Annotated in this window: 23 protein-coding genes; 5 read left to right on the top strand and 18 right to left on the bottom strand. The window is 59.7% G+C overall.

Annotation, left to right across the window (positions count from 1 at the left end; translation table 11 throughout):
* Positions 1–205: 205 nt before the first annotated feature.
* Entirely contained in the window at positions 206–1,534 is a 1,329-nt protein-coding gene (locus X756_RS140490) for a dicarboxylate/amino acid:cation symporter (RefSeq protein WP_023731295.1), read from the bottom strand.
* 1,137 nt (positions 1,535–2,671) lie between these two features.
* Here X756_RS140490 and nifA point away from each other — a divergent pair.
* The 3 genes from nifA to X756_RS0135355 all read left to right on the top strand — a co-directional run bounded on the left by nifA (position 2,672) and on the right by X756_RS0135355 (position 6,938).
* The gene (nifA, locus tag X756_RS140495; protein ID WP_023731294.1) at positions 2,672–4,435 is read left to right on the top strand and encodes a nif-specific transcriptional activator NifA; all 1,764 of its coding nucleotides are present in this window, start codon (positions 2,672–2,674) and stop codon (positions 4,433–4,435) included.
* A gap of 234 nt (positions 4,436–4,669) precedes the next feature.
* Positions 4,670–5,809, top strand: coding sequence for a histidinol-phosphate transaminase (hisC, locus tag X756_RS140500; RefSeq protein WP_031239385.1), 1,140 nt, complete (start codon positions 4,670–4,672; stop codon positions 5,807–5,809).
* A gap of 88 nt (positions 5,810–5,897) precedes the next feature.
* Complete coding sequence (locus X756_RS0135355) at positions 5,898–6,938, top strand: LLM class flavin-dependent oxidoreductase (protein ID WP_031194208.1); 1,041 nt, start codon at positions 5,898–5,900, stop codon at positions 6,936–6,938.
* A gap of 599 nt (positions 6,939–7,537) precedes the next feature.
* Here the strand turns inward: X756_RS0135355 and X756_RS140505 are convergent.
* From X756_RS140505 to X756_RS140585, 17 genes are all read right to left on the bottom strand, one after another.
* Positions 7,538–9,430: an ABC transporter ATP-binding protein gene (locus tag X756_RS140505; RefSeq protein ID WP_023731292.1), complete on the bottom strand. Its 1,893-nt coding sequence runs from the start codon at positions 9,428–9,430 to the stop codon at positions 7,538–7,540.
* Complete coding sequence (locus X756_RS140510) at positions 9,430–11,298, bottom strand: ABC transporter ATP-binding protein (protein ID WP_023731291.1); 1,869 nt, start codon at positions 11,296–11,298, stop codon at positions 9,430–9,432. The genes X756_RS140505 and X756_RS140510 overlap by 1 nt, the downstream gene beginning before the upstream one ends.
* Before the next feature lie 85 nt (positions 11,299–11,383).
* The gene (locus tag X756_RS140515; RefSeq protein ID WP_031239384.1) at positions 11,384–12,277 is read right to left on the bottom strand and encodes an SIR2 family protein; all 894 of its coding nucleotides are present in this window, start codon (positions 12,275–12,277) and stop codon (positions 11,384–11,386) included.
* Positions 12,278–12,309: 32 nt separating this feature from the next.
* Positions 12,310–12,522, bottom strand: a complete 213-nt coding sequence (gene nifT / locus X756_RS140520; RefSeq protein ID WP_023672220.1) for a putative nitrogen fixation protein NifT — start codon at positions 12,520–12,522, stop codon at positions 12,310–12,312.
* On the bottom strand, positions 12,519–12,839 hold the full coding sequence (locus X756_RS140525; protein WP_023672219.1) for a nitrogen fixation protein NifZ: 321 nt from the start codon (positions 12,837–12,839) through the stop codon (positions 12,519–12,521). The genes nifT and X756_RS140525 overlap by 4 nt, the downstream gene beginning before the upstream one ends.
* A gap of 98 nt (positions 12,840–12,937) precedes the next feature.
* Positions 12,938–13,132, bottom strand: a complete 195-nt coding sequence (locus tag X756_RS140530; RefSeq protein ID WP_023672218.1) for a 4Fe-4S dicluster domain-containing protein — start codon at positions 13,130–13,132, stop codon at positions 12,938–12,940.
* 31 nt (positions 13,133–13,163) lie between these two features.
* Positions 13,164–14,642, bottom strand: a complete 1,479-nt coding sequence (gene nifB / locus X756_RS140535) for a nitrogenase cofactor biosynthesis protein NifB (protein WP_023731289.1) — start codon at positions 14,640–14,642, stop codon at positions 13,164–13,166.
* 373 nt (positions 14,643–15,015) lie between these two features.
* Complete coding sequence (locus X756_RS140540) at positions 15,016–15,330, bottom strand: hypothetical protein (RefSeq protein WP_023672216.1); 315 nt, start codon at positions 15,328–15,330, stop codon at positions 15,016–15,018.
* Between the two features lie 51 nt (positions 15,331–15,381).
* Positions 15,382–15,681, bottom strand: coding sequence for a ferredoxin family protein (locus X756_RS140545; RefSeq protein WP_023731288.1), 300 nt, complete (start codon positions 15,679–15,681; stop codon positions 15,382–15,384).
* An 11-nt stretch (positions 15,682–15,692) separates the two neighbouring features.
* Positions 15,693–17,000, bottom strand: coding sequence for an FAD-binding protein (locus X756_RS140550; protein WP_023712672.1), 1,308 nt, complete (start codon positions 16,998–17,000; stop codon positions 15,693–15,695).
* Positions 17,001–17,010: 10 nt separating this feature from the next.
* Positions 17,011–18,120, bottom strand: a complete 1,110-nt coding sequence (locus X756_RS140555; protein WP_023685019.1) for an electron transfer flavoprotein subunit alpha/FixB family protein — start codon at positions 18,118–18,120, stop codon at positions 17,011–17,013.
* Positions 18,121–18,137: 17 nt separating this feature from the next.
* Positions 18,138–18,989, bottom strand: coding sequence for an electron transfer flavoprotein subunit beta/FixA family protein (locus X756_RS140560; protein ID WP_023672212.1), 852 nt, complete (start codon positions 18,987–18,989; stop codon positions 18,138–18,140).
* Positions 18,990–19,175: 186 nt separating this feature from the next.
* Positions 19,176–19,556 carry a nitrogenase stabilizing/protective protein NifW gene (gene nifW, locus X756_RS140565; RefSeq protein ID WP_031204291.1) on the bottom strand — a complete coding sequence of 127 codons (381 nt, stop codon included), beginning with the start codon at positions 19,554–19,556 and terminating at the stop codon, positions 19,176–19,178.
* A complete protein-coding gene (gene nifV / locus X756_RS140570) occupies positions 19,553–20,761 on the bottom strand; it encodes a homocitrate synthase (RefSeq protein ID WP_032999621.1) in 1,209 nt (402 codons plus the stop codon). Before nifV ends, nifW begins: the two co-directional genes overlap by 4 nt.
* Before the next feature lie 25 nt (positions 20,762–20,786).
* On the bottom strand, positions 20,787–21,953 hold the full coding sequence (gene nifS, locus X756_RS140575) for a cysteine desulfurase NifS (RefSeq protein ID WP_023685015.1): 1,167 nt from the start codon (positions 21,951–21,953) through the stop codon (positions 20,787–20,789).
* Between the two features lie 36 nt (positions 21,954–21,989).
* Positions 21,990–22,340 carry a hypothetical protein gene (locus X756_RS1000000168980; RefSeq protein WP_155921674.1) on the bottom strand — a complete coding sequence of 117 codons (351 nt, stop codon included), beginning with the start codon at positions 22,338–22,340 and terminating at the stop codon, positions 21,990–21,992.
* A gap of 55 nt (positions 22,341–22,395) precedes the next feature.
* Complete coding sequence (locus X756_RS140585; RefSeq protein ID WP_023685013.1) at positions 22,396–22,716, bottom strand: iron-sulfur cluster assembly accessory protein; 321 nt, start codon at positions 22,714–22,716, stop codon at positions 22,396–22,398.
* 534 nt (positions 22,717–23,250) lie between these two features.
* Here X756_RS140585 and hemP point away from each other — a divergent pair.
* Together hemP and X756_RS140590 are read left to right on the top strand one after the other, a co-directional pair.
* Complete coding sequence (gene hemP / locus X756_RS1000000168975) at positions 23,251–23,355, top strand: hemin uptake protein HemP (RefSeq protein WP_023685012.1); 105 nt, start codon at positions 23,251–23,253, stop codon at positions 23,353–23,355.
* Between the two features lie 30 nt (positions 23,356–23,385).
* The gene (locus X756_RS140590) at positions 23,386–24,477 is read left to right on the top strand and encodes a hemin-degrading factor (RefSeq protein ID WP_023685011.1); all 1,092 of its coding nucleotides are present in this window, start codon (positions 23,386–23,388) and stop codon (positions 24,475–24,477) included.
* The last annotated feature ends 564 nt before the right edge of the window (positions 24,478–25,041 follow it).

The following is a 25,041-nucleotide window of genomic DNA, read 5'->3' as shown; positions in this document are numbered from 1 at the left end:
GCACAACGTGTTGGACGAACATCATTGCAGACGTAAACCGGCCGGGTATACTGAAAGGCTCATTCGCTTAAAGGGCGGTGACGATTTGCACTCACACATTTAGCGCTTCTGATACATGGTCCGTGAGGAGCCGTTTAGAGGCTGCGGGTCGGTCGTTCAGTTATGTGACCAGCTAAGCGACTTGACAGGTCGTGGGCCGCCCACCTTACTTGCAGGAGGGTAGCCGGTTTGTTGCCTCGGTAAGCTGATGACCGCTGAAGGCAGCTTTCATCTGTGCTCGGTCCAACTCTCCTTCCCAGCGTGCGACGACGAGGGATGCCACTGCGTTGCCGACGCAATTCGTCAGCGCCCGGCATTCGGACATGAATCGGTCGATGCCGAGTATCAGTGCCATCCCAGCAACGGGAACACTCGGAACTACCGCGAGCGTAGCCGCCAGGGTGATGAAGCCCGCACCTGTCACACCTGCAGCGCCCTTGGAGGAAAGCATTGCTACGAGCAGCAGCAGCACCTGATCGCCGATGGACAGATCCGTGTTCGTCGCCTGTGCGATGAAGAGAGCCGCTAGCGTCATGTAAATATTCGTGCCGTCCAGATTGAACGAATATCCGGCCGGGATGACGAGACCCACAACCGAACGCCTGGCGCCCGCCTTCTCCATTTTCTCCATCAGCGACGGGAGCGCCGCCTCCGAGGAGGACGTTGCGAGGACAAGCAGCAGCTCTTCCTTGATGTAACGAATGAGAGAACAAATCGAAAAGCCGTTGTACCGGCAGACTGCGCCGAGAACCCCGAACACGAAGAGGAAGGCGGTGAAATAGAACGTCGCGACCAGCATCGCGAGGTTGACCACCGAACCGATGCCATATCTGCCGATGGTGAAGGCCATCGCGCCAAAAGCGCCGATCGGCGCGGCCTTCATCAGAATTCCGACGAGCTTGAAGACAGGCACAATGAGCGCCTGGAGGAAGGAAACGACAGGCTTGCCCGTCTCTCCGGCCATCGCAAGCGCCATGCCGAACAGAACCGAGAAGAACAGCACCTGCAGGATGTCGCCTTCCGCGAAGGCACCGACGATCGTTGGCGGGATGATGTTCATCAGGAAGCCGGTGACCGACTGCGCTTTGGCTTTTGCGGCATAGGTATTCACGGCCTGGACATCGAGCGAGGCCGGATCGATGTTCAGGCCGTCGCCAGGCTGGACGACATTGGCGACGATGAGGCCGACGATCAGCGCGAGCGTTGAGAAGGTGAGGAAATAAACCATTGCCTTGCCGGCGACCCGGCCGACCTTATGAAGATCGTTCATGCCAGCAATGCCGGTCGCAATTGTCAGGAAGATGACAGGCGCGATGATCATCTTGACCAGCTTGATGAAGGCATCACCCAGCGGCTTCAGGCTCTCGCCGGTCTCCGGATAAAAATAGCCAATTGCGACGCCGAGCGCGATGGCGGCAAGCACCTGGGCGTAGAGCTTGGTGTAGAAGGGTTTGCGGGGCGCGGGACTCGCGCCGCGGACTTGTGCAGCTGACACTGTTTCTCTCTCCCTGACCGGATCGAGGTGGCGTGACTTCTCCCGGGCTTCTCCCTATCGCGGCGCTCCGGTCGAACGCTGCACCAACGCCGCCGCAATACCCATGCCAGATGAATCCGCATCACCTGAACTGACGTGGGCTCGCCAATGATGGAGGAATGCGGTGTCAGACCAGCGGGCAAGGTCGCGGTCCGAACGCCCTTGATGGTCTCTGGCAGAGTGCTGCCGGTCGATCCCTCTGGCTAGCGGTTTGCTGCACAGAGCGTGGTGGGTTCCTCGTTAGCCGGCTTTGGACCGGGCCCCATCGTGTCGCCTGTTCAAGGCCGTCCAGATGACAGGCTAACTTACCCCTGTTCGGAAGCGCTCGTTTCTGGACAGCCTACGACCGTGCAGCCACTGCAATGCACAGAATAAATTCGGACGGTCCTTTGGACGACCCATTTTGCAAATCAACGCCCGCAGCAGGGGCAGCCGTTTTCAAGCGGTCGCATCGTAATCTGTTCAGACTTTTCGATACGCTCATTGAGTGTGCCGATTTCGGCCCCAGGCTGGTGATGGTGCTGACCACGACGATGCGATTCAGAAGTTGCGAGCACCGCCTACGAAGTCGTACTCGACGCCAGCTTCGCGCCTTCACACCCGACATCGCCGCCGCCTGATCAACTCGAGAAAGATGGCGGTTGCCGCAACCGACCAGTGCCGTTGGCGGTTATTCTCGCTCCCGCCCCTCCTTCGCGGGCGCTGGTGAATGGCACGGCCCCGCATTTACACTCCGCGCGGTCAGCCGCTCGGGCAACGCATGGCCGGCCCAGGTATTTCTGCTTCAACGCAAAGATAGAACTGATGAATCCTATCATAGGCCGCGAGGTTTCCTTTCACAGATGAAAGAAAGCTCGATTGACTATGCCGCCTCGCTCCAGTCTTTTGAAAACAACGTGTGTTTGCCCGGGGCAAGCCAATAACATGGCCAAGCTTCGTGGAGGGAGTAGCCAAGCGATGCGTCAGGGCTAGACCCGCTTTGCACTCGACCACACGGCGGCGGCACGAGTTCACGTCGGAGCATATTCGCGCGTGCCCGCGACGTCGCGGGCGCACATGCCGCCAGCCTAGATTTGATGGCGCGAGATCGAGGATCACATGCACCACAACATTAGCAAGTCAGAACAGAATGCCCGCGACTGCGGCATATCGCTGCCGAATGCGATAAAGGGTTGTCCAAAGCCCGACACGAATCCTGCGAATGTGGCATTGCACGAGCGCGCGCTAACCGGCATCTTCGAAATATCGAAAGTACTCGCCGATGCCGCCCGGCTCGAACTCAAGTTGGCCAAGGTAGTCGACCTCCTGCACTCGTTTGTGCAGATGCGGCACGGCATCATCGCTCTCTGCGATGCCGAGGGCGGACTGGACATCACAGTGGCCAGCGGCTGCGGCACGAACGGCAATGAGCCCTCCCGGTCGCGCCTGCCGCGCAACGCCATCGATCAGATTGTGACGACCGACACGCCGCTCGTCGCCGACGACATAGCGATGCATCCGACCTTCACTGCCACTGATATCGAGGTGCTTGGGGCCTCCGACACCGTGTCGTTCATCGGCGTTCCCATTCGTGTTGATGGGAACGCCATAGGCGCGCTGACTTTGGACCGGGTTTTGGAAAGCAGGTCAAGCTATGGGCTCGACGATGATGTCCGGCTGCTCACCATGATTGCCAACATGGTGGGACAGACAGTCAAGTTGCATCGCTTCTCCGCGGCCGACAGCGAGCGAGCGCCGGAGCTGGAACATCGGCTGCAAACGAAATTTTCTGATGTTAAGCACCCTGCACCCCGGCGCAAAAAGGTTCACGTCGAGGGGATGATTGGTGACAGTCCGGCGATAAGCGCCCTGCTGGAGAAGATCGCGGTCGTAGCGAAGGCAAAAACCACAGTTCTGTTGCGAGGTGAGTCCGGTACCGGGAAGGAGCTGGCTGCCAAGGCAATTCACGAGTTGTCGCCGCGCGCCAAGCGGCCCTTCGTTAAACTCAATTGTGCAGCGCTCCCAGAGACAGTCCTGGAATCCGAATTGTTCGGTCATGAGAAGGGTGCCTTCACAAGCGCATTCAATTCCCGCAAGGGGCGCTTTGAGCTCGCTGACAAGGGGACGTTGTTTCTGGATGAGATTGGCGAGATCTCGGCCTCGTTCCAGGCAAAGCTACTGCGCGTGCTGCAGGAGCAGGAGTTTGAGCGCGTCGGCAGCAATCAGACCATCAAGGTCGATGTTCGCGTGATTGCCGCCACGAACAGGAACCTGGAAGAGGCGGTTGCAAGGAATGAGTTCCGCGCCGACCTGTACTACCGCATCAACGTGGTTCCCTTGCTGGTACCAGCATTGCGCCAAAGGCGCAGCGATATTCCGCTCCTCGCAGCTGAGTTTCTCAAGAAGTTCAACGACGAGAACGGCTGTACGCTCACCTTCGATCCGCGTGCGATTGAAGTGCTGATGAAATGTGAGTTTCCCGGCAACATTCGCGAGCTTGAAAATTGCGTGCACCGGACAGCGATCCTGGCCGAGGGACTGTCAATCGGGAGAAACGACTTTGCCTGCTCCCAAGGCCAATGCTTTGCCGAGGCGCTGTGGAAGTGCAGATCGGGCAAGGCCGCGCTGCAACCACCGCCGATCCTGCCGGAGTCAGCGAATTTGGCCACGCCCCCGGACGAGGCCGCCAGTTCGGCCGCGACTAACCCGCTTGCCGGCGCAACCCACCCAATTGGCGCGAGGACGCCCGATATAGAGCGCGTCATTGCTGCCATGGAAAGATGTGGCTGGGTGCAGGCAAAGGCAGCGCGCTTGCTTGGGCTGACCCCGCGACAGATTGGCTACGTGCTGAGGAAATACGGCGTCGAGATCAAGCGTCTTTGAAAGCATGACCCTGGGCATGAGCTGAGCCGCTTAGCGCCTTGGCGCCGCGCAGCGATGCAGATCCGCGTGCGCGTCAACTCGATTCGACCGAGGACAGCCTGGCTGAATTCCGATGTCAGCCGGCGCTGCGACCATTGTGTGAAAGGCAACCCTGCCATCGTCAATCCCGTCCGCCATGTTGCTCTCGTTGCGAGCTCATACGGATGCCCCTGTGTGACTGAAACGGAGTTAAATATGTCCGATGCAAAACTGCAAACTGTGCTTTCGGCTCTTTCGCAAGTGACACGACAGTTGGATGCTCTGCCGTCCAACGGACCAGCGCCGGACGCAAATTTTATCAAGCTGAATACGAATGAGAACCCGTTTCCGTTGCCGCCAATCATAATGCAAAGTGCAGTGGCGGCCCTCAAGCGCCAGTATCTATATCCGGATGACGATAACTTCAGATTGAGGGAAGCAGCGTCCAGCACCTATGGCGTTTCCAGGGATCAGGTCATCGCTGGCAACGGGTCGTCTGAACTGCTCGGACTGATCTACAGAGCTTTCCTCGCACCCGGCGACAAGGTTGCGATGATGTCGCCAGGGTTTTCGTTCAACCGCAAACTTGCCATGCTTCAGGGCGCTGAGTTCCTCGAAATCGGATGTCAAGCTCATTCCCTGCCAATGGAGCAATTGCTTTCCGGTCCGGCAAAAGACGCCAAGTTTATTATGTTGGCCAATCCAAACAATCCGACCGGAACATTCCTCCCGATCAGCGATATCGAACGCCTCGTAGCACAATCGGACCGCTTGATTGTCCTTGATGAGGCATACGTCGACTTTGCACCCGATCACGGACTGCGCCTCATCAACCGGTATTCGAACCTTCTGATCTTGAGGTCATTCTCGAAAAGCTATGCCGCCGCCGGCATTCGCGTCGGTTTCGGTTTCGGTCACCCTGAAATTATTGGAAGGCTGCGAAACATCCAGAACGTCTTCAACATGAACGTGATCGGGCATGCCGTTGGTATCAGCGTGCTTGCGCATCGCGGCGCCTACGCAGACAACCACAAGCACATCAAGGATGAACGAGAGCGAGTGACAGTTGCACTATCGCAACTCGGATTTTCCGTAACACCCTCCCGCGCAAATTTCTTGCTGGCCCGTGTGCCCGCGGGACAGGACGGCTCATGGTGGCAAGCAGCATTGGAGAGGCAAAAGATACTTGTCGCGTTTTTTCCGGACAAAGGCTTGGAACACTGTATCCGCGTCAGCATCGGCACAAAAGAGCAGATGGATGAATTTCTTGCTGCCGCTGGCGACATTGCTGGAAGCTTAACGGTGCCAAGCTCCAGGGGCAGGGAAGCGTCAGGCTCTGCTTCTTCGTTACGCTGACGCTAATCGGCGATCACACACATCTCTTCCGACTTGCGGGTGATCCCAGCAAGAAAACAGCCTGCTTTTAAAATCGGGGACTTAAAGAGTGACAAACGTCTTTCCTTCAAACCTGGCTTTCGGCATCTTCGATCATTTGGATGAGGATGGCCGCGATATAGGCCGGCAGTACGAAGATCGCCTGATATTAGCAGAGGCGTGCGATCAGCTAGGGTTCTATGCCTATCACCTCGCAGAACACCACTGTACTCCCCATGGGAGAGGTCCATCGCCGAATCTGTTCTTATCGAGCGTCGCCCAGCGCACCCGGCGCTTGCGTCTCGGACCCTTGGTGATGCTGCTTGCGCTTTATCATCCGCTGCGTGCGTTCGAAGAGATCTGTATGCTGGACCAGTTGAGCGGTGGCAGGCTCGAACTGGGCATAGGGCGCGGTGCTCTCCCGACCGAATTGGGCTACTTCGGGATTGGTGCGGACGCGGTGCCGGGCCGTTATGCCGAAGCCAGCGAAATTCTTATGCAAATACTTGTTAATTCGAGGGAGGTCGGCACGCTATGCTATCAAGGCCGCCATTTTGATCTCAATGACGTTCCTTTGACGCTAAGACCTCATCAGCGTCCACATCCGCCCACATGGGTCGCTGCCAATCGACCCGAGTCCACAGCTTGGGCCGCTGCGAATGGAACAAATATCGCGTGTGTAGGACCTTCCTCTTCTGTTCGCAAAACTACTGATGCGTTCCGCGCCTATCGAGAGGACAACGCAGGCGGGGGGGATCAAGGGAGATTTGTCGGATTGCTCCGCATGGTCGTGATTGGGCGTTGTGACACACATGCCTATTCGCTCGCGGCACCTGCTTACGCACGCTGGCTCAAGAGCTTCCAATTCCTTTACGAGCTTAACGCTATCCCCACTCCACCAAACTTGCCGCTGACCTTCGATGCGGCAGTCGAGAGTGAATTGTGCGTGGTAGGATCAGCAGAGTCTGTGCGAAAAGCTCTGCTAGATCAGTTGGAAGAGGCAGGTGCCAACTACCTGCTTTGTCAAATGGCATTTGGAAATCTGCCGCTAGATGCTTCCCTTTACACCGCGAGGACGATTCAGTCCGAAATCATGGCTCGACTTGGCTGACCATGAAATTCGCGGTCTGAGGTTAAATCGTTGTGCAGCGCTCTCACACTCACGTGATCGAGCGTGCACGTGGTGGGGCGGGCAATCGAGAGGAGGCCAAACTGACGACGAGCAGGCGGCAGGATACCAGCTTGTGCGTTGGCTGGCGTCTGGGCCATCGTGTGAACATCCACGATCCTAAGGAGAGGGTAGCCGAGCGCGTCACGATGCCGGCACGCGTCTGCTCGTCGCGCTGGCGCTAGTCGTTGCCCAGCCAGCCGCAGGAGGTTCTTCTCGCCCGGGGCGGCGTCGGTGCGGCGCCCACTAATCCAGCTTCATCAGCGGCCCGTCGGTGGCAAAGCCGTCACTCGCTACAGCGCTATTGAGGGCGCGCTCGCGAGCGGCTTTGCGACGCCCAGCCAACACCTCCAGCGAGCTCGCCCGATGATGGTGGTGCACCGCGGTCGGATACGATGCTGGAGGAAATCGTTCGCAGCCGGTCTTCACGAATTGCGAGGAGTGCTCGTTCTTGAATGCTGGCTGCTGGCCGGATGCGGTGGCCTGAGTGGTCTGCCGACACGCCCGAAAGTCAACGCCACTACCACAAGGCCGCCAAGATGTCAGGTCTGAGAGCCAGCTTGGACGGTGGTATCGTGTTCGGGAAGGTCGTCGAAGGAGGCGTAGTTGAGATAGTAGAGTTTGGAATACAGGCCGCCCATGGCTATTAGCTCATCGTGGTTGCCAGTCGCAATAACTTGGCCATTCTGAAGCACGATGATGCGGTCGGCCCCCCGGACCGTGGCGAGACGGTGGGCGATGACGAGGCCAGTCCGCCCTTCAAGCAGCTTGATCAGAGCCTTCTGAATCTGCAATTCCGTGTAGCTGTCGATATTGGCGGTAGCTTCGTCGAGCACGAGGATCTTGGCGTCAGCGACGAGGGCGCGGGCGAAACTGATAAGCTGGCGCTGGCCGAGAGATAAGTTGTCGCCGCGTTCGCCAAGTTGGGTCTCATACCCGTCGGCGAGGCTCATGACGAAGTCATGCGCGCCGACAGCCTTGGCCGCCTCGATCACCTTGTCGCGCGTGGCTTCCGTCTTCTGGTATCGAATGTTCTCGAAGACCGTCCCGGTGAACAGGAATGGCTCCTGCAGCACCATGGCGACCTGGCGGCCGAGCGATTCCTGGGTGAGGTCGCGTACATCATGTCCGCCGACCAGCACCTGACCCTGCTGAACATCATAGAAGCGGTGGACCAGGGCCATCGCACTCGATTTGCCTGAACCGCTCGGTCCGACTAGTGCGACCGTCTCGCCCGGATTGACCTTGAACGAGACATTTTTCAGAACCGAACGGTTCGGATCGTAGCCGAAGGTGACGTCCCTAAACTCGACCGAGCCGTCCATTTCGGGCGAAAGCACCTCGGCATTGGGTTTGTCCTTAACATCGATCTTGACGTCGAGCACATCGGTCAGGCGCTTGCCTGAGGCCATGGCGCGCTGCATGACCGAATATTGCAGGGTGAGTGAGCGGATCGGGTCAAAGAAGCGCTGGATGTAAAATAGGTAGGCTACCAACACGCCCACATCTATACGGCTATTCATGACCATCGAGCCGCCGACCACAATAACGGCGGCCAAGGCGAGGCCGGAGATGCCATCGACGATGGGCACCATGACCAGTGCATATCTGGCAGCGATCAGGTGGGTCCTGAGGTTGGCATGGGCCCGATCGTCAAAAAGACTGAAATTCACCTGCTGGCGGTCCATTGACTGTATGGTCCGCACGCCGTGAATGGCTTCGGCCAGCGCGCCATTGACGACGGAATTGGTTTCGTGTGCAGCCATGAAGGCGTCGCGGGCACGCGGCAACCAGACAATGCGGACGATCACCAGGATCGGCAGAACCGATAGCGTCAGGAGGCCGAGGCGAAAGTCGAGCCACAGCATTACGAAAACGATGCCGAAGAGAAGCGCAACATCGCCTAGGGAATATACCGAGGTTTCCAGGAACTCCTGTATGGAGTTAACGTCGCCTTGCAGGCGCGACATCAGGCGTCCGACCTCGGTCTTGTCCATGAAAGAGAGCGAAACCTTTTGCAGATGGCCAAACATGGCGCGGCGGATGTCGAACAGGACAGTTTCGGCCATTTTCCCATCCAAGGCTTCCTGCATGTAGCCGGCGGCGAAATTGACCAAAATCGCCGAAAGGAACGCGCCGACGGCCGCAAGCTGGGCTGAGCGATCGGGCCTTGCCGGGTTCATGCCGAGGTCGATCGCGTACCGGATGATCAAGGGGATGAGAAGCTGCGTCCCGGTGAAGATCAGCATCGCGACAATCGTGACAACTACCTTTGCCCGGTAGGGATGGACGAAGCCCCAGATGCGACGGAGGATGCTCTTGTCGAAAGCCCGGCCGAACATCTCCTCCTCGATCCGGTGCGAGCCGACGACCGCGCGCGGAGGGCGTCTCCCGTCGTCACGTTCGGCTTCGAGTTCGCCGCGGCCCTGGTCCATCAGCGGGCGCCCCCATCCTGGCTAATAATGCTATCACCCGGGCGCGTCTGGAGATCGTAAAGGGCCCTGTAGCGTCCCCGCTTCGCCAGAAGCTCTTCATGCGTGCCGCGTTCTACGATTTCGCCGTTATCGACAAAAAGGATTTGATCGGCATGCTTAAGCGCACTCAGCCGGTGCGCGATGATGATCGTCACCCGATCCTTTGCGAAGCGCCGCATCGCCGCGCGAATGCGCAGCTCGGTGCCGGCATCGATCGCGGCCATCGAGTCGTCGAAAATGATGACGGAGGGGCGCAGCATCATGGTGCGAGCAATCGTGAGACGCTGGCGCTGGCCGCCAGAGAGAGAAACGCCGCGTTCGCCCACGACCGTCTCATACCCTGCCGGGAGCCCGAGGATGTAGTCGTGGAGCTGGGCGAATTCTCCAGCGCGTTCAATTCGCTGTCTCTTCGCCCAGGGATCGCCATAAGCGATGTTGTTCTCGATCGTTGTGGTGAATAGGAACGCATCCTGCTGTACAACCGCGACCGCCTTGCGAAGGCTCTCGAGGGTGACATTGCGTATGTCCTGGCCGTCCAACGTGATGGCGCCACCGGTCACGTCGTAAAAGCGGGGGACCAGATGAGCCATCGTCGATTTGCCGGAACCCGGCGGACCGACGATCGCGATCGTCTCGCCTCTCCGGGCCTCAAAGCTGAGGTTCTTCAGAATGGCGCGGTTTTCGGCGTTGGGGTAGGCAAATGAGACATTGTGGAAGCGCAGAGTGCCGTCACTTATCTCAAGCGGTCTGGCCTCGAGAGCATCCCTGATGGTGATCTCCTGATCGAGGAGACCGAAAAGCCGCGAACCGCAGCTAGAAGCGCGGGCAAACGCATTGACCATGAGACCGATCTGGCGGACTGGCATTTGCAGCATGGTCATGAAGGTCAGGAAGGTCGCCATGGTTCCGACGCTGATCTCGCCAGCGACGAGCTTGTTGCCACCGATCCCAAGCACCAATCCCATTGCGAAAAAGTAGGACAAGGTCATCGCCGACGTGTTGGGTACGTAGATGTCAACGAGATCGTTGGCGAGGTCGAGCGCGTTCTTGGAAGCGCCGTCGAACTTCAGCATCTCATAGGATTGAGCCGCAAAAGCGCGGACCACACGGATACCTGCGAGATTTTCCTTCATCACGCGGCTTAGTACCGAAAGGCGCTCATAGAGGTCGAGCCAGGTGGCGCGCAGCCTAAGCTGTGTGGTCGATGAGCGCCAAGCGACAAAAGGCACGAAGCTGAGCGCGGCCAAGCCGAGCATCGGATCGGTCGAGATCATCATGTAAGCGCCAATCCCGATCAGCATCGTCAGCAGGAGCACCCGCATGAGCCCGGTGGAAAAATACATCCGCACGCCTTCGAGATCGAGCATTCCGGCGGTTATCAGATCGCCTGAATGGACCCGGTCGTGAAAGGAAAAGCTGAGACGCTGGATCTTGTCGTAGTAGGCGAGCCGCAATTCGTACGCGACATGATGCCCGACGGCTTCGGCAAAATAGTTCTGCGCCATCGTGAAAACGCCGCGTAGCGCGCTGACGGCGAGCAGCAGGAGAGCCGGGGCCCAGAGCGCTTGTCCTGCCGCGGCCCCCGCGACACCGCCCCCGATAGCTGTCTGGGTCTGGTCGACAGCCCGGCCGAGAAGCTGGGGAATGAGCAACTGGAGGATTGCCGCCATGATCGTCGAGCCCATAGCGAGGGCAACCTGCCACGGATGGCGCAGATTCATACGCGTGATGCGCAACAGCGTACTCAAATCCCGGCCCCAGCGCGCCGCTTCAACATGGGCCAACGAATTCAGTGCGTTCGTTGCGCCGCTGACAGCTTCACTGTTCACGGGTGTATTCCCGACTGCATTTTGCGCCTTCGAGGAAAGCCGAAGCAGACATCATCAAAGGCATCCGCCATTGTTAATCCCGTCCTCAACCTGCAGCCGTGCCCGTTCCCACAAGCCGAGCCGCCGCTTGACTTAGTGGCACGTCGATCACCGTGATTCCGCTTGCCGCAAGAAAACGCGCTTCGTTTCTGGTCAGGGTTTCCGCGTCCATTACGGTGCAATAGGGACCGCGGGAGCGCTTCATGATCTGTCTGGCGTAGGTGCGCAGCATCTGATCGTTGAAGCGGCAGCCAATGAAGAAAAATCCACGGGTGATGCGCCGTTCCTTCACAGCGTCTGGGATCGGTGTCTGGATATCAATTTCGGACAGGACTTCGACGTAGTCGGAATCTGCGACGAGAAAGTTTTGCGCGGGCGTAATACTCCCGTGAGGTGAATAGAGAACCGTCTTGGCCCCCAATCGGGGGTCGAGCTCCCTCCCGGACAAATCGTAGGTTTTCGTCCAAATGTTGCCGATTTCATTCGCGCGCGTGACGCCTTGTATCTCAAGGACGTCCGTTCGGCCGGTCTCTACCAGAGCCGTGCGCATCGCGCTGTCATACCAGCTGTCGATGATGAGGGAGAGTGGCAGCCTTGCGAGCCAGGCGTGGAAGGGGGTCGGCCCCACCGGCGCTGCGAATATGTCGGTCATCCAAGCTTGAAGCGTCCGGCGATGCCGGCGCTGTTCGATGAACTGTGCAACCGACCACATATTGGTGCGGATCCTGGAAGGGGCTGGAGCCCGTGCATTGAGTGCCGCGGCAACAACCTCCGGGGTATGCGGCACAGGCGGTTCCATACAGTTCAACTCAAGAAGACCCGGACCGAGATAGGGGATCACCTCATCGGCGGCGAGCGCTTCCTTCGCCAGGTCAAGCAGCTTTTCAGCAAAACTGTCCCGCACAATGACGAGGTGGCCCGATGTCAGGATCGTGTTCATCTCGTTTCCTCGCGACGCACCTAGGGGCAGCATCAGCCCTCTTCGGAAATCTTCCTTGCCTCGACGGTGATCGGCAGACGCGTATCGTGTGGGAGATCGGGTAGGAGGAGCCGCCACCCGTTCCTGAGCGTGACCGTTCCGCCCCACAACTCTTCCTTCTCGAGTTTGATGATCGGCTCTTCGAGGTCCTTTTTGGGGACATACGCTGACAAACCAGCATCGGTCCTGCGGATCATGACTTTCATCTGGCCGTCCCTTCATTGGTATTGCTTTCAGCACTGCAGGGCGCCTCGGCCTCGTCGAGGCTCATCAGTTCACGCGCTCGCATACCGACTACGGTGCCACGGTCGATCCACTCGACCGCATAGATGAAGAACTGCTGGAGAAAGGTGCCAATGTCGCGCACATATCCCTCGTCCCCCTTCCGCACGAGATTTTCGCCGATCTCCCTGCCAGGATAGGTGCCGTCATTCTTTATGTGGCGAGTGGCACGTACCCGCTCTCCCGGCATGAATCGTGGAGGCCTGCGGATTTCGATCTCCTCTTCGCGTCCGAGCGACATGTCCCTTCCCTGATTTCTCTTGCGGCTGAGATTGCGAACAAGGCGTTCCAGGCGTCCTGCGTAGGCAGCCCCCAACCATGTCGGCAGTCCAATGTCCGTTACGCAGGAACGCAGGTCTTCGGCACCGGACATACCGAGGCACATTGCTGCGCATCGAAGACCCCCTCGCATTCGGTGCACTTCTGTGACTCGATCACGTAGCTCTCGCCTTTGAACTTGATCGCGCCGGAAGGACATTCGAATTCGCAGGCGCCGCATTGGGTGCATTGGGATGCGATGATCTTGAAAGCCATTTTAACTCCTGGTCCGAATGAAGGAGACAGCTCAGGCCGTCGCCGCGAGTGTGGGGGTCCCAGATGCGGCGATGTAAATCGCGCTGATTGCTGTCTCGATATAGTCATGGGCACAGGCGTCGGTGGCTCTGATTCCAGCCTCCGCGAGCTGATCCTGCGGGCAATTTCCAATCTTGGCGCACAGTACGATATCTATGCCTTCAAGCGCTGCGATGACGCCATCGAGGGCGGCTTCTGCGCCCCAGCCGCCAAGGCAATACTTGTCCACCTTCCGATGCCCGACGAAGCTGATCCCTTTCAGCGAGGCTTGATAAACCTGGAATTCCTTCGCATGGCCGAAATGCTCATTGACGCGGCCGCCGCCCTTGGTCGCCACCGCGAAGAGAAGGGACTTGCCGGGGCTCGCTGCCTTGACCAATCCGATCGCTTCTCTCCTAGCCTCGACGTGATCACGGCGCTCCTCCGCGACCAGCTCCCGATAGGCCTTGCGTTTGCTGGCATCGTAGGTGACCTCGCCGGGAATCCGGTCGACTGTGAATTCCTGGCCACGATCTTCTCCGAGCAGGCCCACGGCATCTGCCCGGCACTGCCGGCAGTGGCGCATCAACTGGGCGCCGTTTTCGACACGATCCTGAAGAGCCTTCATCTCCATTGCGTTTGGGCCGCGCTGCCCGCTCAGACCGTAGTGCGTGCCGTGGGCCGGGTCCGAAATCAGCGGCATAAGGTTGTGCAGGAACGCGCCTCGGTCCTTAATCCATCTATTCACCTCGATCAGATGCTCATCATTCACGCCCGGGATCACCACCGAGTTGATTTTGGTGAGGATGCCCCGCGCGGTCAGCATCTCCAGGCCCAACATCTGCCGCTGGTGCAGGATCCGGGTGGCTTCAATGCCGACGTAGCGGCGATGATCGTGAAAGATCCAAGGATAGATCTTTGCACCGACCTCAGGGTCGACCATGTTGATCGTGATCGTCACGTGATCGACATTCATGTCAGCAAGCTCATCGACATGGTCGGGCAGCGCCAGCCCATTCGTGGATATGCAAAACTTGATGTCTGGGATTTCCCTGGCGACCCTGGCGAAGGTCGCCTTCGTCTTCTTCCAGTCGTAGCAGGCGTCGCCCGGTCCGGCGATGCCGAGCACGGAAAGCTGCGGCACCTCATTGGCGACCGCGATCACCTTGCGTAGCGCCTGATCGGGCGTCAGCTTTTCAGAGGCTACCCCAGGCCGGCTTTCGTTGGCGCAGTCATATTTGCGATTGCAGTAGTTGCACTGGATGTTGCAGCCCGGCGCGACCGCGACGTGCATACGCGCGAAATAGTGATGCGCCTCTTCTGAAAAGCAGGGGTGATCCTTGATCTTCTCCCAGACAGCCGGATCCGTGTCGTCGGGCTTTGTCGACGAGCCGCAGGACGAAGACGCGCAGCCCCCGAGTTTCATGGTGCCAAGCAACTGGTCACCGAATGTCGTGCTGAGGCTCTCAAGCGAAATTGCCGGTGCAGACATGAACGGCTCCGTTGCTGCGTGATGTCGCAGTTCAAAGCGCAAGAGCTATGCCAGCCCAAAGAGCTGTTTCGGTTCATGAATAGGCTTCCCGTGTCACATTCCTTCGGATTGCTCCGACACACCTGTCGGGCTTACGACAGTGGACAGGCAAATAGGGTCGCGAGGCTAGCAGCCTCGGGCGCGCAGAGTGTGAGCGAGACCACTCCGGGCTGCTTACGCTTGACGTCATCACGACGTCCCGAATTCCTTCACCTTGATACCATGCCGGCGCAGGGCGTAGCCGATTATCCAGGGCGTGAGGCCAGGGATACGAGTCGCCCTGGCAAAACCCAACCGGCCTTGTCAATCGCGTCGATCAGCCACTAGCGTTCCGTCAGATGCGGGCGACAAGCGGCATGGTTCGGACGCCGGCCGTAAGGGGAGATACCTTGCTGCGGAGGCGCCGATGCGACTGGCCGGCAGCCGCAATCCGCTCGATCTGGTACAGCCTGTGGTATGAGGCGGCGAGTGCCTGATTGAGGTGCGTGGGTGTTGCCGGCAGTGGCGGCAATCTCCGGCTCTCCTTCAGCGTCCAGACGACGACTTCTCCATCACCCGTCTGCAGAAACGTGGGCAGGACGTTCACGACAATTGCCCAGCGTATGGCGAGCGTAATCTCCAGCTCGCTTGGCGCGGTCAGCACCTTCACATATCGTAGAGTCCCTGAGCGCGGTATCTGCTTAGGGCATGCGTGCGCCGGTCATCCGAATTTAAAGAGGATTCCGAAACCGCCGCGTGGATAGTTCCACTCGATCTCACCAGTCGTCCCGCACAAAATCTGGCAGGTGCCGCACTCCATGCAGCCGTCGGCAGTGATCTCCACTTGACCCTTGTCGTTCAACTCATAACATTTCGCCGGGCAGACGTGGGTCAGAGCGAGCAAATTCGCGCTCGGCTTCTGGTGCGGTCGCACTTTGATGTGCGGGCGGCCGGAATCCACCAAGTAGCGGTTCTGGTAAAGCTTGTCCTCGACACGTGACTTCGTCGCTGCGCTGGTCATTTCGTCTCCCCTCAGCGCCACGCCAATGCAAGGCGGACCGCGTCGCTGACCAGCCCCCAGCGCGAGCGCGCCTTGATGAAGGCCGCCGTGGTCGCCTTTTCCTTCTCGATCTTCGGCGTGCCGTCGACACGCATGAAGTTCTGCGCAGCTTGCGACATCAACCGCGGATAAGTCGTGAAATAATTGCATGAATTGGTGTGGAGCAAGGCCGGCATGTCTTTGTATTTCCTCAGGTCCTTGACCACGAAGGACTTGTCCAGCATGGCTTTGTAAAGGGCGAGATTCCGTTTGTTCATCGGACCGTTGCGGCTCTTGACCTCGACGATTGCCTCAGCCGCAATGCGGCCGGAGGTCATGGCGAGGTTCGAACCCTCGCGGTGAATGGCGTTGTTCAGTTGCGCGGCATCGCCGACCACGACCCAACCATCGCCAAAGAGCTGCGGAATAGCCTTGTAGCCGCCTTCGGGAATGAGGTGTGCGGAATATTCTTTCACTTCCGAGCCGGCGATCAGCGGCCGGATCGAAGGATGGCTCTTCAAGGCATCAAGGAGAACGTAGGGGCTCTCGACCATCGCGGCAAAATCGGAGACGAGGCAGCCAATGCCCAGTGAGATGGACTCCTTGTTGGTATAGAGGAAGCCGAGCCCGGCCATGCTGCGGGAGGTCGTGCCCACCGCCTCGATCACGCAGCCCTCATCGCCCTTTACGCCGAACCGCTGCTCAATGACCTCTTCGGGCAAGAAATGCATTTCCTTGACGGCGAGGGCCACGGTTTGCGGCTTTGGCATCTCGCGCAGGCCGGCTCGAGTGCCAAGCAGTCCGCAGACACCTTCTGCGAGAACGACCACGTCCGCGTAGATGGCTCCGCCCGCCCGGTCTGTGCGGACGCCGATCACCCTGTCATTGGCATCACGGATGAGTTCCGTCACGGTCGTCTCGCACAGAACGGTCGCGCCGGCCGCGCGCACCTTACGCGAAAACCATTTATCGAACTGGGCACGGATGATCGTGTACCGGTTGGGCTTCGCCTCATTGAAGTCGTCCGACCTATAGTGAATCCCTGTATGGGATGTGTCGTCCATCACCCAAAGCCGCTGTTCAACCAAATGCCGCTCGAGAGGCGCATCATCCCGGAAATCCGGGATGATCTTCTCCAGCATGTTCGCGTACATGATGGCACCCTGGACATTCTTGGAGCCCGGATATTCACCCCGCTCCAACTGCAGCACCTTCAGGCCATGGCTGGCCATGGTGTAAGCAGCTGCGTTTCCGGACATGCCTGCCCCAACAACAATGGCGTCGAAGTTTTCCTCGATCATGTCCATCCCCTTAGCTCGAAAGCTTATCGCGACTGTGGGGCGACAGCCGCCGGGTGAAGGCTTCCGTCAGTGCGGGCAGGAAGCGGATCGCGTCGGTGACGATTCCGAGGTGAGCGAAATCGAAAATCGGCGCGTTCGGGTCGGTGTTGATGGCCACGATGAGATCCGCCCCCTCCACGCCAACCCGATGCTGGACGGCGCCGGAAATCCCGGCCGCTATGTAAAGCTTCGGCCGGATCGTCTTGCCAGTTTGGCCGATCTGCCGATCAGCTGGCATCCAGCTCTTCTGGACCAACGGACGCGAACAGCCGTGCTCGGCGCCGATTGCTCGTGCGAGGTTCTTCACAAGCTGCAGGTTCTCCGCCGCGCCAAGACCAAGGCCTCCCGCAACCACGACGTCGGCATAGGCAAGGTTTGCCTTCGCCGACTGATTGTCCGGCAGGAAGCCGAGGACTTTGGTAGCGATCTCGTCCTCGGCAAGCGAAAGCTTGTGCCGGATGACACGCCCGACCGGTTTATCCGTCCGCTGCGGCATGGGCATGACCCTCGGCCGCACGGTCGCCATCTGCGGGCGGAAATTGAGCGTATAGATCGTGCACAACAAGGAACCGCCGAAAGTCGGACGCGTGGCGGCGAGCGAACTGTCGGTATCCACATCGAGTTCGGTGCAGTCGGCCGTGAGCCCCGTCTGCAAGGTCGTCGCCACGGAGCCGGCAAGATCCCTGCCCAGTGTGGTGGCACCGAGAAGAAGGATTTCGGGTTTGTGGGTATCGACCAGATCCGTCAGCGCCTTGGTGAAAGGTTCATTCCGATAGTCGGCGAGCAGGGGCGCCTCGGCGATGTAGACAAGGTCAGCGCCATACGCGAATGCTTCGGCAACGGCGTTCCCGACGGCCTCTCCCGGCGGTCCAAGCACGACGCCTGCAAGCTGGACCTGAAGCTTGTCTGCTAAGTTGCGGCCTTCGCCGAGCAGTTCGAATGATACCGGATGGACCTCGCCACGTTCGAGCTCGATGAAAACCCAAACGTGCCGATAGTCCTTGAAATGGGCGGGCAATTCCTTCTTTATGCCGGCGCGGCCGGCGGCAGGGCGAGGGGTTTCTCCGTTCGCGGTCGACATCGTTTTGCTCCTTGCCGTCACGCGCCGCCGTTAAAGGCGAGCTCATGTTCCAGCGCCGGCTGGCGGGTGAAGATTGCGGTGATGAGTTCGTCAGCGACATCGCGCAAGGCCTTCTCGGCGGTGTCGATTTGTGCCGCCTTTTCAGCTCGAGCAGGAGGGGCGAAAACACGTTTGACGACCGTCGGTGAACCGCGCAGGCCGCATTTGGTGAGATCCTCAATGCCGGCGTCGGCCGCGCTCCATTTCAAGACCTGGCTGCGCGCGGCGCACAAGGCGTCCTGGATCGAGCCCCGGCGGATCTCGTTTGTGCCTTCCAGCATGGTGATGAGGCAAGGGAGCCTGCTCTTCAGCATCTGTGTGCCGCCTTCGGAACGGCGCTCGACCTTGATCTCGCGTGCAGCAAGGTCGACAGAAGGGATCTTCGCGACATAGGTCAGTTGCAGGAGTCCGAGGCGCTTGGCGATGCCGGGCCCGACCTGGGCGGTGTCGCCATCGATCGTCTGCTTGCCGGTGAAGACGAGGTCTGGCGTGCCGAACGTCTCGCCAATCTTCGCGATTGCCTGGGAAAGGGCGAACGAGGTTGCCAGCGTGTCAGAGCCGGCAAAATAGCGGTCGGTCAAGAGCACCGCTCGGTCGGCGCCGTAACCGAGCGCCTTGCGCAGCGCGTCCTCTGCCATGGGCGGACCCATGGTGAGCACAGTGACTTCGCCGCCATGTGCGTCGCGCAGTCTGAGCGCTTCTTCGAGGGCGAACAGGTCGTAAGGGTTGATGATGGTCGGAACACCCTGGCGCATGATCGTGTTCGTGACCGGATGGACCCTTATCTGTGCCGAGTCCGGCACCTGCTTGATGCAGATTACGATGTGCATTGGCGGTTTCTCTAGGCTCCTGTCCGGGTCCGGCATTGCGGTTATCTCCTTTGTCCGCATTATTCGTGCCAAGTCTCTTGCGCTCCCCCCTTCCCTACAACTTCGGCTGGTTGCTTCTGACGGCGCTGTGGTGATGACCGCATTTGGCGGCTGCTCGACATTGTCGCGTCGCACCCTTGTCGCCGATCATTCCCGTCCGAACCGCTTCAGTACCGAGTCGAACGGAACAAAGGTGTGACCCGGCGCGGCAGGTTTGTTCGGATCGTGGTCCTTGAGCACCTTGAAAATCCGATGCGTGAGCGGCGAGGAAATCGCAAAGTCCTCGTAAGCTCGTTCGAGCGTCGCGCGCACCCTCGCGGCAATCACCTGGCCGGGCAGACCGGAGAAATCTTCTTCGGCGAGGTATTGGCCCACACGCTTCATGATATGGAGCCGCGAGACATTCAGTACCTTCGGGTCATAGGCGACGCCTAGGACTGAGAAGAATTCCTCTGCAGCCGACAAGCGCTTCAGTCGTGCGAGGATGTCGGTGACATCCATGGGGCGGCTGTCAGCGGAACAATTCATTGCATTCTTCCTGGTCGCAAAACTGTGGCCTCTGTGCGCTCGCGCACGGCTGACTTGGACCCGCACAGCTCGATGAGGGATGCCTCGCTGCACATTCCATCGTAGAGCTCGACCAGTCGAGTTGCAGTGACGGTCGATTTGGTCTCGGCCGCCTCGCGTCGGACGCGGGCCACCATCGCGGCTGCCAGATCCGGGTCGAGATCGCGACCGCTTTCGCTCAGCACATGGGCAATCGCAGTGGCGCCGGAATGCTTGCCGATGACGATCCGCCGGCAGCGGCCCACGAGAGTCGGATCGAGCCCCTGATAAGTACGCGAGTCCTTCAGCAGCCCTGCGACGTGAATGCCGGATTCGTGGGTGAATACATCGGCGCCGACGACCGGCTTAGTGGCTGCGGTCTGCCGGCGGGCGGCCCAAGCCACCTGGGCGGCGAGGCCGGGCAATGCGGTCAGCTCAATGCCGGTGTCTGCGCCGTCGAAGACTGCCATTGCGGCGGCCACCTCCTCCAGCGCGGCATTGCCCGCACGCTCGCCGAGCCCCAGGACGGTGACGGAGGCATGGCGCGCGCCTGCGCGGATCGCCGCCAGCGTGTTGGCGCCAGCAAGTCCGAGATCGTTGTGCGCATGAAATTCAAGGTCGATTGGAGACTGCACCACGAGCTGGGCGACAAGTTCGAAGGTCGAAAACGGGTCGAGAACACCGACTGTGTCGGCCAGCCTCACGCGGCTTGCGCCGGCGCGTGCGGCCGTCTCGATGATGCGGGCGAGATGATCCCGATTGGCCCGCGAGGCATCCTCGCAGCCCACCGCGACGAAGAAGCCGGCATCGGCGGCGCGCCTGACCATATGATCGATGACCTGGAGCGCTCCCGCCTTGTCGAGGCCGAGCTTGGCGGCAAGTTGGATGTCCGACGCAGGCAGCGACAAATTGACCGCTTGGACGCCGCTCTCGATCGCTGCATCGAGATCCAACGACGTCATCCGGCACCAGGCCATGAGCCGAACCGGAAGACGCCGCGCTACCACGGCGCGAATTGTTTCCATCTCGTCGACGCCCATGACCGGCGTGCCGATCTCGATCTCTGTCACGCCAGCCGCCGCAAGAGACTCAGCGATCTCCAGCTTTTCCGTCGTGGTGAAGGCGACGCCCGGCGCCTGCTCGCCATCGCGCAAGGTCGTATCGTTGAGGGAGACATGACCGGTCATGACAGGCAGCCTGTTCTTCTGCGGCTCACGCATAGACCGGACTACCCGGCCCAGAACCGGAAAAGCTGCGCAGCTTCCCCACGATTCCCGGCATGACCTCGAGCACCCGGTCGATGTCCTCTTCGCTGTTGTCCCGCGCCAAGGAGAAGCGGACTGCCGCGTGTGGCGTTTTCATCGCGCTTAGGACATGGCTTGGTTCCAGAGAGCCGGAGGTGCAGGCCGAGCCAGAGGAACACGCGATGCCAATGCGGCTGAGGAGAAGTGGAATTCCATCACTTTCGACATGTTCGAAGGAGATGTTTGCGGTGTTGGGCAACCGTTGCAAGGGATCACCAGTGACACAGGTGCTTGGGATGCGCTGGAGGATCCCGCCCTCCAGGCGATCGCGGAGCGACTTTACCCGTGTGGTCTCGTCGTCCATGAATTTCAAGGCGAGTTCGGCCGCCGTGCCGAGCCCGGCTATGCCGGGCGTATTCTCGGTTCCAGCACGCCGGTTGTGCTCTTGGTGACCCCCCTTGATCAGCGAATGGAAATCGACGCCACGTTTTACGAAAAGCGCACCGATCCCTTTCGGCCCGTGCAGCTTGTGGCCGGAGAGCGACAGCATGTCGATTGCGGTCGACTTCAGGTCCATCGGAAGCTTGCCGACCGCCTGCACAGCATCGGTATGGAATAGGGCGCCCACTTCCTTGGCCAACTCGGAAAGCCTTGCCACGGGGAAGATCACACCAGTCTCGTTGTTCGCCCACATTATTGACACGATTGCAACCTGTGGGGTGAGGGCGGCCATATAGGCGTCGAGATCGAGCCGACCACGGCAATCCACCGGGATCCTGTGCACCTTGAGGCGGCGGGTCTTCTCAAGATGCGCGCAGAGCGTCAGCACGGCGGGATGCTCGACCGCGGACGTCACGATCTCGGTTCGGTTGGGCGCCGCCTCGAGCGCTGAAAGAAGCGCTGCATTGTCGCTTTCTGTCCCACCCGAGGTGAAAGTGATCTCATCCTCGAACTCCGCGCCGATCAGAGCTTGCAACTGCCTCCGCGCCTTTCTCACCGCCGCACTGACTGAGGCGCCAAGTGCGTGTGCCGACGAAGGGTTGCCGAATTGATCCCTAAAGAACGGCAACATCGCTTGCACGACCTCAGGATCGACCCGTGTGGTTGCGTTGTTGTCGAGGTAGACAGGCTTCATAGGTGCGATCCTCAGTTAAACAGAATGACGCGAGCGCTAGACCGACTCGTTGAGCCTCTGGCGCATGCCGTTGATGATCATTTGAACTGGCAGCGCGCGCAGGCGCCCGGAGTGTTTGACGTAAACCGGATCTCCGTCGATATGGACATGTTCGCAGTGGCCGTAGGTCAGCCCGCAGGTAAGGACGCCCGAACGCGATAACGCTACCGATGAGCCGAATTTGGCGCAGCGGCGCGATTTGTCCGCAAGCAGCTCGGGTGCCACCAGGAACCGAGCTGCTTCGGGAGGCGACGTTCTTTGAATCCTACTGGGAGCGAATGGCGGTCCCGAGATCGGCTTTGACCTTGTCTTGTTTTTTAGGACGGGGACATCTGTTGTGCCGGCCATATAAGTCTCCTCTGCCGCAAAATCACTCTGTCGGCCGCACAGACGCTTCGGGCGTTTAACTGAAGGACTTGCCGCAGCCGCACTTTTCGCGCGCATTGGGGTTATCGAAGACAAAACCGGAAGATTGGAGCCCGGTGAGGAAGTCGACGGTCATGCCGGCTACATGGGGTTGGGAGCCCGCGTCCACGAACAGCTTGACCCCATCTGTGTCAGTGATCGCGTCGCCCTCGCGCGACACGCTCTCCAGGCCCATTAAGTATTTGAAGCCTGCGCAGCCGCCGGCCTCGACCATAATGCGAAAGCCGTCCGCCGGCTCGCTGGCACGGCAAAGAGCAGTCTTGAAGGCGGCAACAGCGTTGTCGGTGAGCGTAATCATGGCTCCATTCTCCTCAGTCCGCGACCTGCTTGCCCATCACGTTGCATGCACCGTGCCAAAGCCAAAAAACGTTTCAACACAGCGCGGCATCTCTCGCACTGGTGCCTCTTGATTGCTGATAAGGTGTCGGCCAACCGACACGTGCTGTCGGGTTTGTCGGGACCGGCACGAGGGATGTTGGCCTGAGTTCTTGGGTGAACTCACATCACCAAGGACAGAACTTCTTCTGAGCTTGCCTCGGCGCAATTGGCACGGTTTTTGAAGCTCCGTTTGGCGAGACGGCAAGAGCATGCCGATCCACAACCATGCCGTGGGTGCCATCGCGATGGATGGGGCGAAGCAAGGGAGTAACATGTCAGGACCGTGGTCAGATACGCGTTGTTGGCAAAGCAGCCGCTCGTGGCATCCGAATGCCCGCTTGGCCGATTGCGACAACATCCATACTGGCTCACCACCGCCCAGTAGCCGCCGACCGGCTCGATGGGATGCCATCGGCATGTGGCTGCTCGCCGGTTTTCGCATCGGTGCGACGCCGTGCGCACGCTGTCCAGCGACACCTTGTTCATGGGCCAGCAGCAGATCAGGATCGAGCATTTCGGCGCGCCTTATCGGCTGAAGATTCCCGGGCAGGGCAGATGATCCTCACACGTCGTAGAAACAGGGGTAAGCATGGACCAACGCGAGAAACCGTCGCCCGACGAAATCCGGCGGGCGTGCAAAGACAATCCGAAGATCCGGGAGCATGATCTCGCCGCTCGATTGGGCATTTCGGAAGCCGAGTTGGTCGCGGCGCATTGTGGTCACGGCGCGGTGCGCATCGAGCCGCGCGTCGATGATCTGCTGACCGGCCTCGAAGCGGTCGGCGAGGTGATGGCGGTCACCAGCAACGAAAGTGCCGTGCACCAAAAGATTGGCGTCTACGGCAAAGTGGTCACCGGCAACCAGCATGCCATACTGCTCGGCGACGAGATCGACCTGCGCATCTTCCCGAAAGCGTGGGCGTATGGCTTCGCCGTCGAGAAGCGCGAGGGGGCCGAGATCCGCCGCAACCTGCAATTCTTTGATGCCACCGGCGAGGCGATGCACAAAGCTCATCTCACGCCCGCCTCGAACCTGCAGGCCTATCAGGATCTGACGGCAGAGCTTGTATCCCCCGACCAGGAGCCGATCATATCGCTCGAGGCGAGCGGCGCGCGCGATAACGCAGTGAGTCCAGACCACGCCACCACGGTCGACGACCTACGCGAGCACTGGGGCCGGCTAAGCGACGTGCATCAGTTCTACCATATGTTGAAGACACTGAAGCTCAGCCGCTGCCAGGCGATGCGTATGGCCGACGAGGATGACGCCTGGCTACTCGACAATGATGCCATTGGCGCCCTGTTCCAACAGGCGGCCGAAGACGAGATGCCGATCATGTGCTTTGTCGGCAATCGTGGTTGCATTCAGATCCATTCCGGCCCGATCAGGTCGGTCAAGCAGATCGGGCCGCGGATCAATGTGCTCGAAGAGACCTTCCATCTGCATCTTAGGACCCATCGCATCCGCGAGGTCTGGGCCGTGCGCAAGCCGACGAGGGATGGTCACGTTACGTCCATTGAAGCCTATGGCGCGGACGGCAAGATGATCATCCAGTTCTTCGGCACGCGCAAGGAAGGCGAACGCGAGGGCAGCGACTGGCGGTTTCTGGCCGAGAGTCTGCCACGCGTTCCCGGTCCGACCTCCAGGGGTGTGTTGACTGCCGACAGGTCCTCGGATTGAATTGGCCGCGATAGGACTCAGCACCACGTTCCGACAGCGGCTCGCGAGCAAATCTAGGTCCATGAGCGGAAAGGATGCCGTCGTAGCGCATGCGCATGGTCAGGTGATGCACGCCGGAATGGACCGCATCTATACAGTCAAGCTGGTCGCCCGTCGGCACCGGTGCGCACGAGTGCATCGCCGTCTGCCGGAAAAGCCTTGCAGCGCCTGCGAGCGATAAAACGCATACGCCATCAGCGCCGAACCGAAGCGCGGCTTGACCTTTTTGATATTTCCGATCGTCTCGCGCAAGCGCCGTCGGGTCTTCTCGGACCGCACCCGATCCTTGCGCTGGATCGCGTCATTGCTCAATCCGGGCCGTGCGAGCGATCTACTCGCTCGTCGACCGGCAGGCTGTGCAGCAACAGCCAAGCCGAACAGCCCGATGTCGCGGGCTCGACAAAACCGACCACGGATGTCGGTTGTCGGACGTTGTCATAAGAATGATGGACAGGTGATCATCAGCGGCAGACCCAGCGCAGGCTGGCATTGCTTGGTGCACCGCCATGGCTACCCTATCCGGCA

The organism is Mesorhizobium sp. LNJC405B00 (assembly GCF_000502615.1).
Classification (GTDB): domain Bacteria; phylum Pseudomonadota; class Alphaproteobacteria; order Rhizobiales; family Rhizobiaceae; genus Mesorhizobium.
Note: the sequence above shows the minus strand (reverse complement) of the source record. Positions and strands in the feature narration are given on the sequence as shown.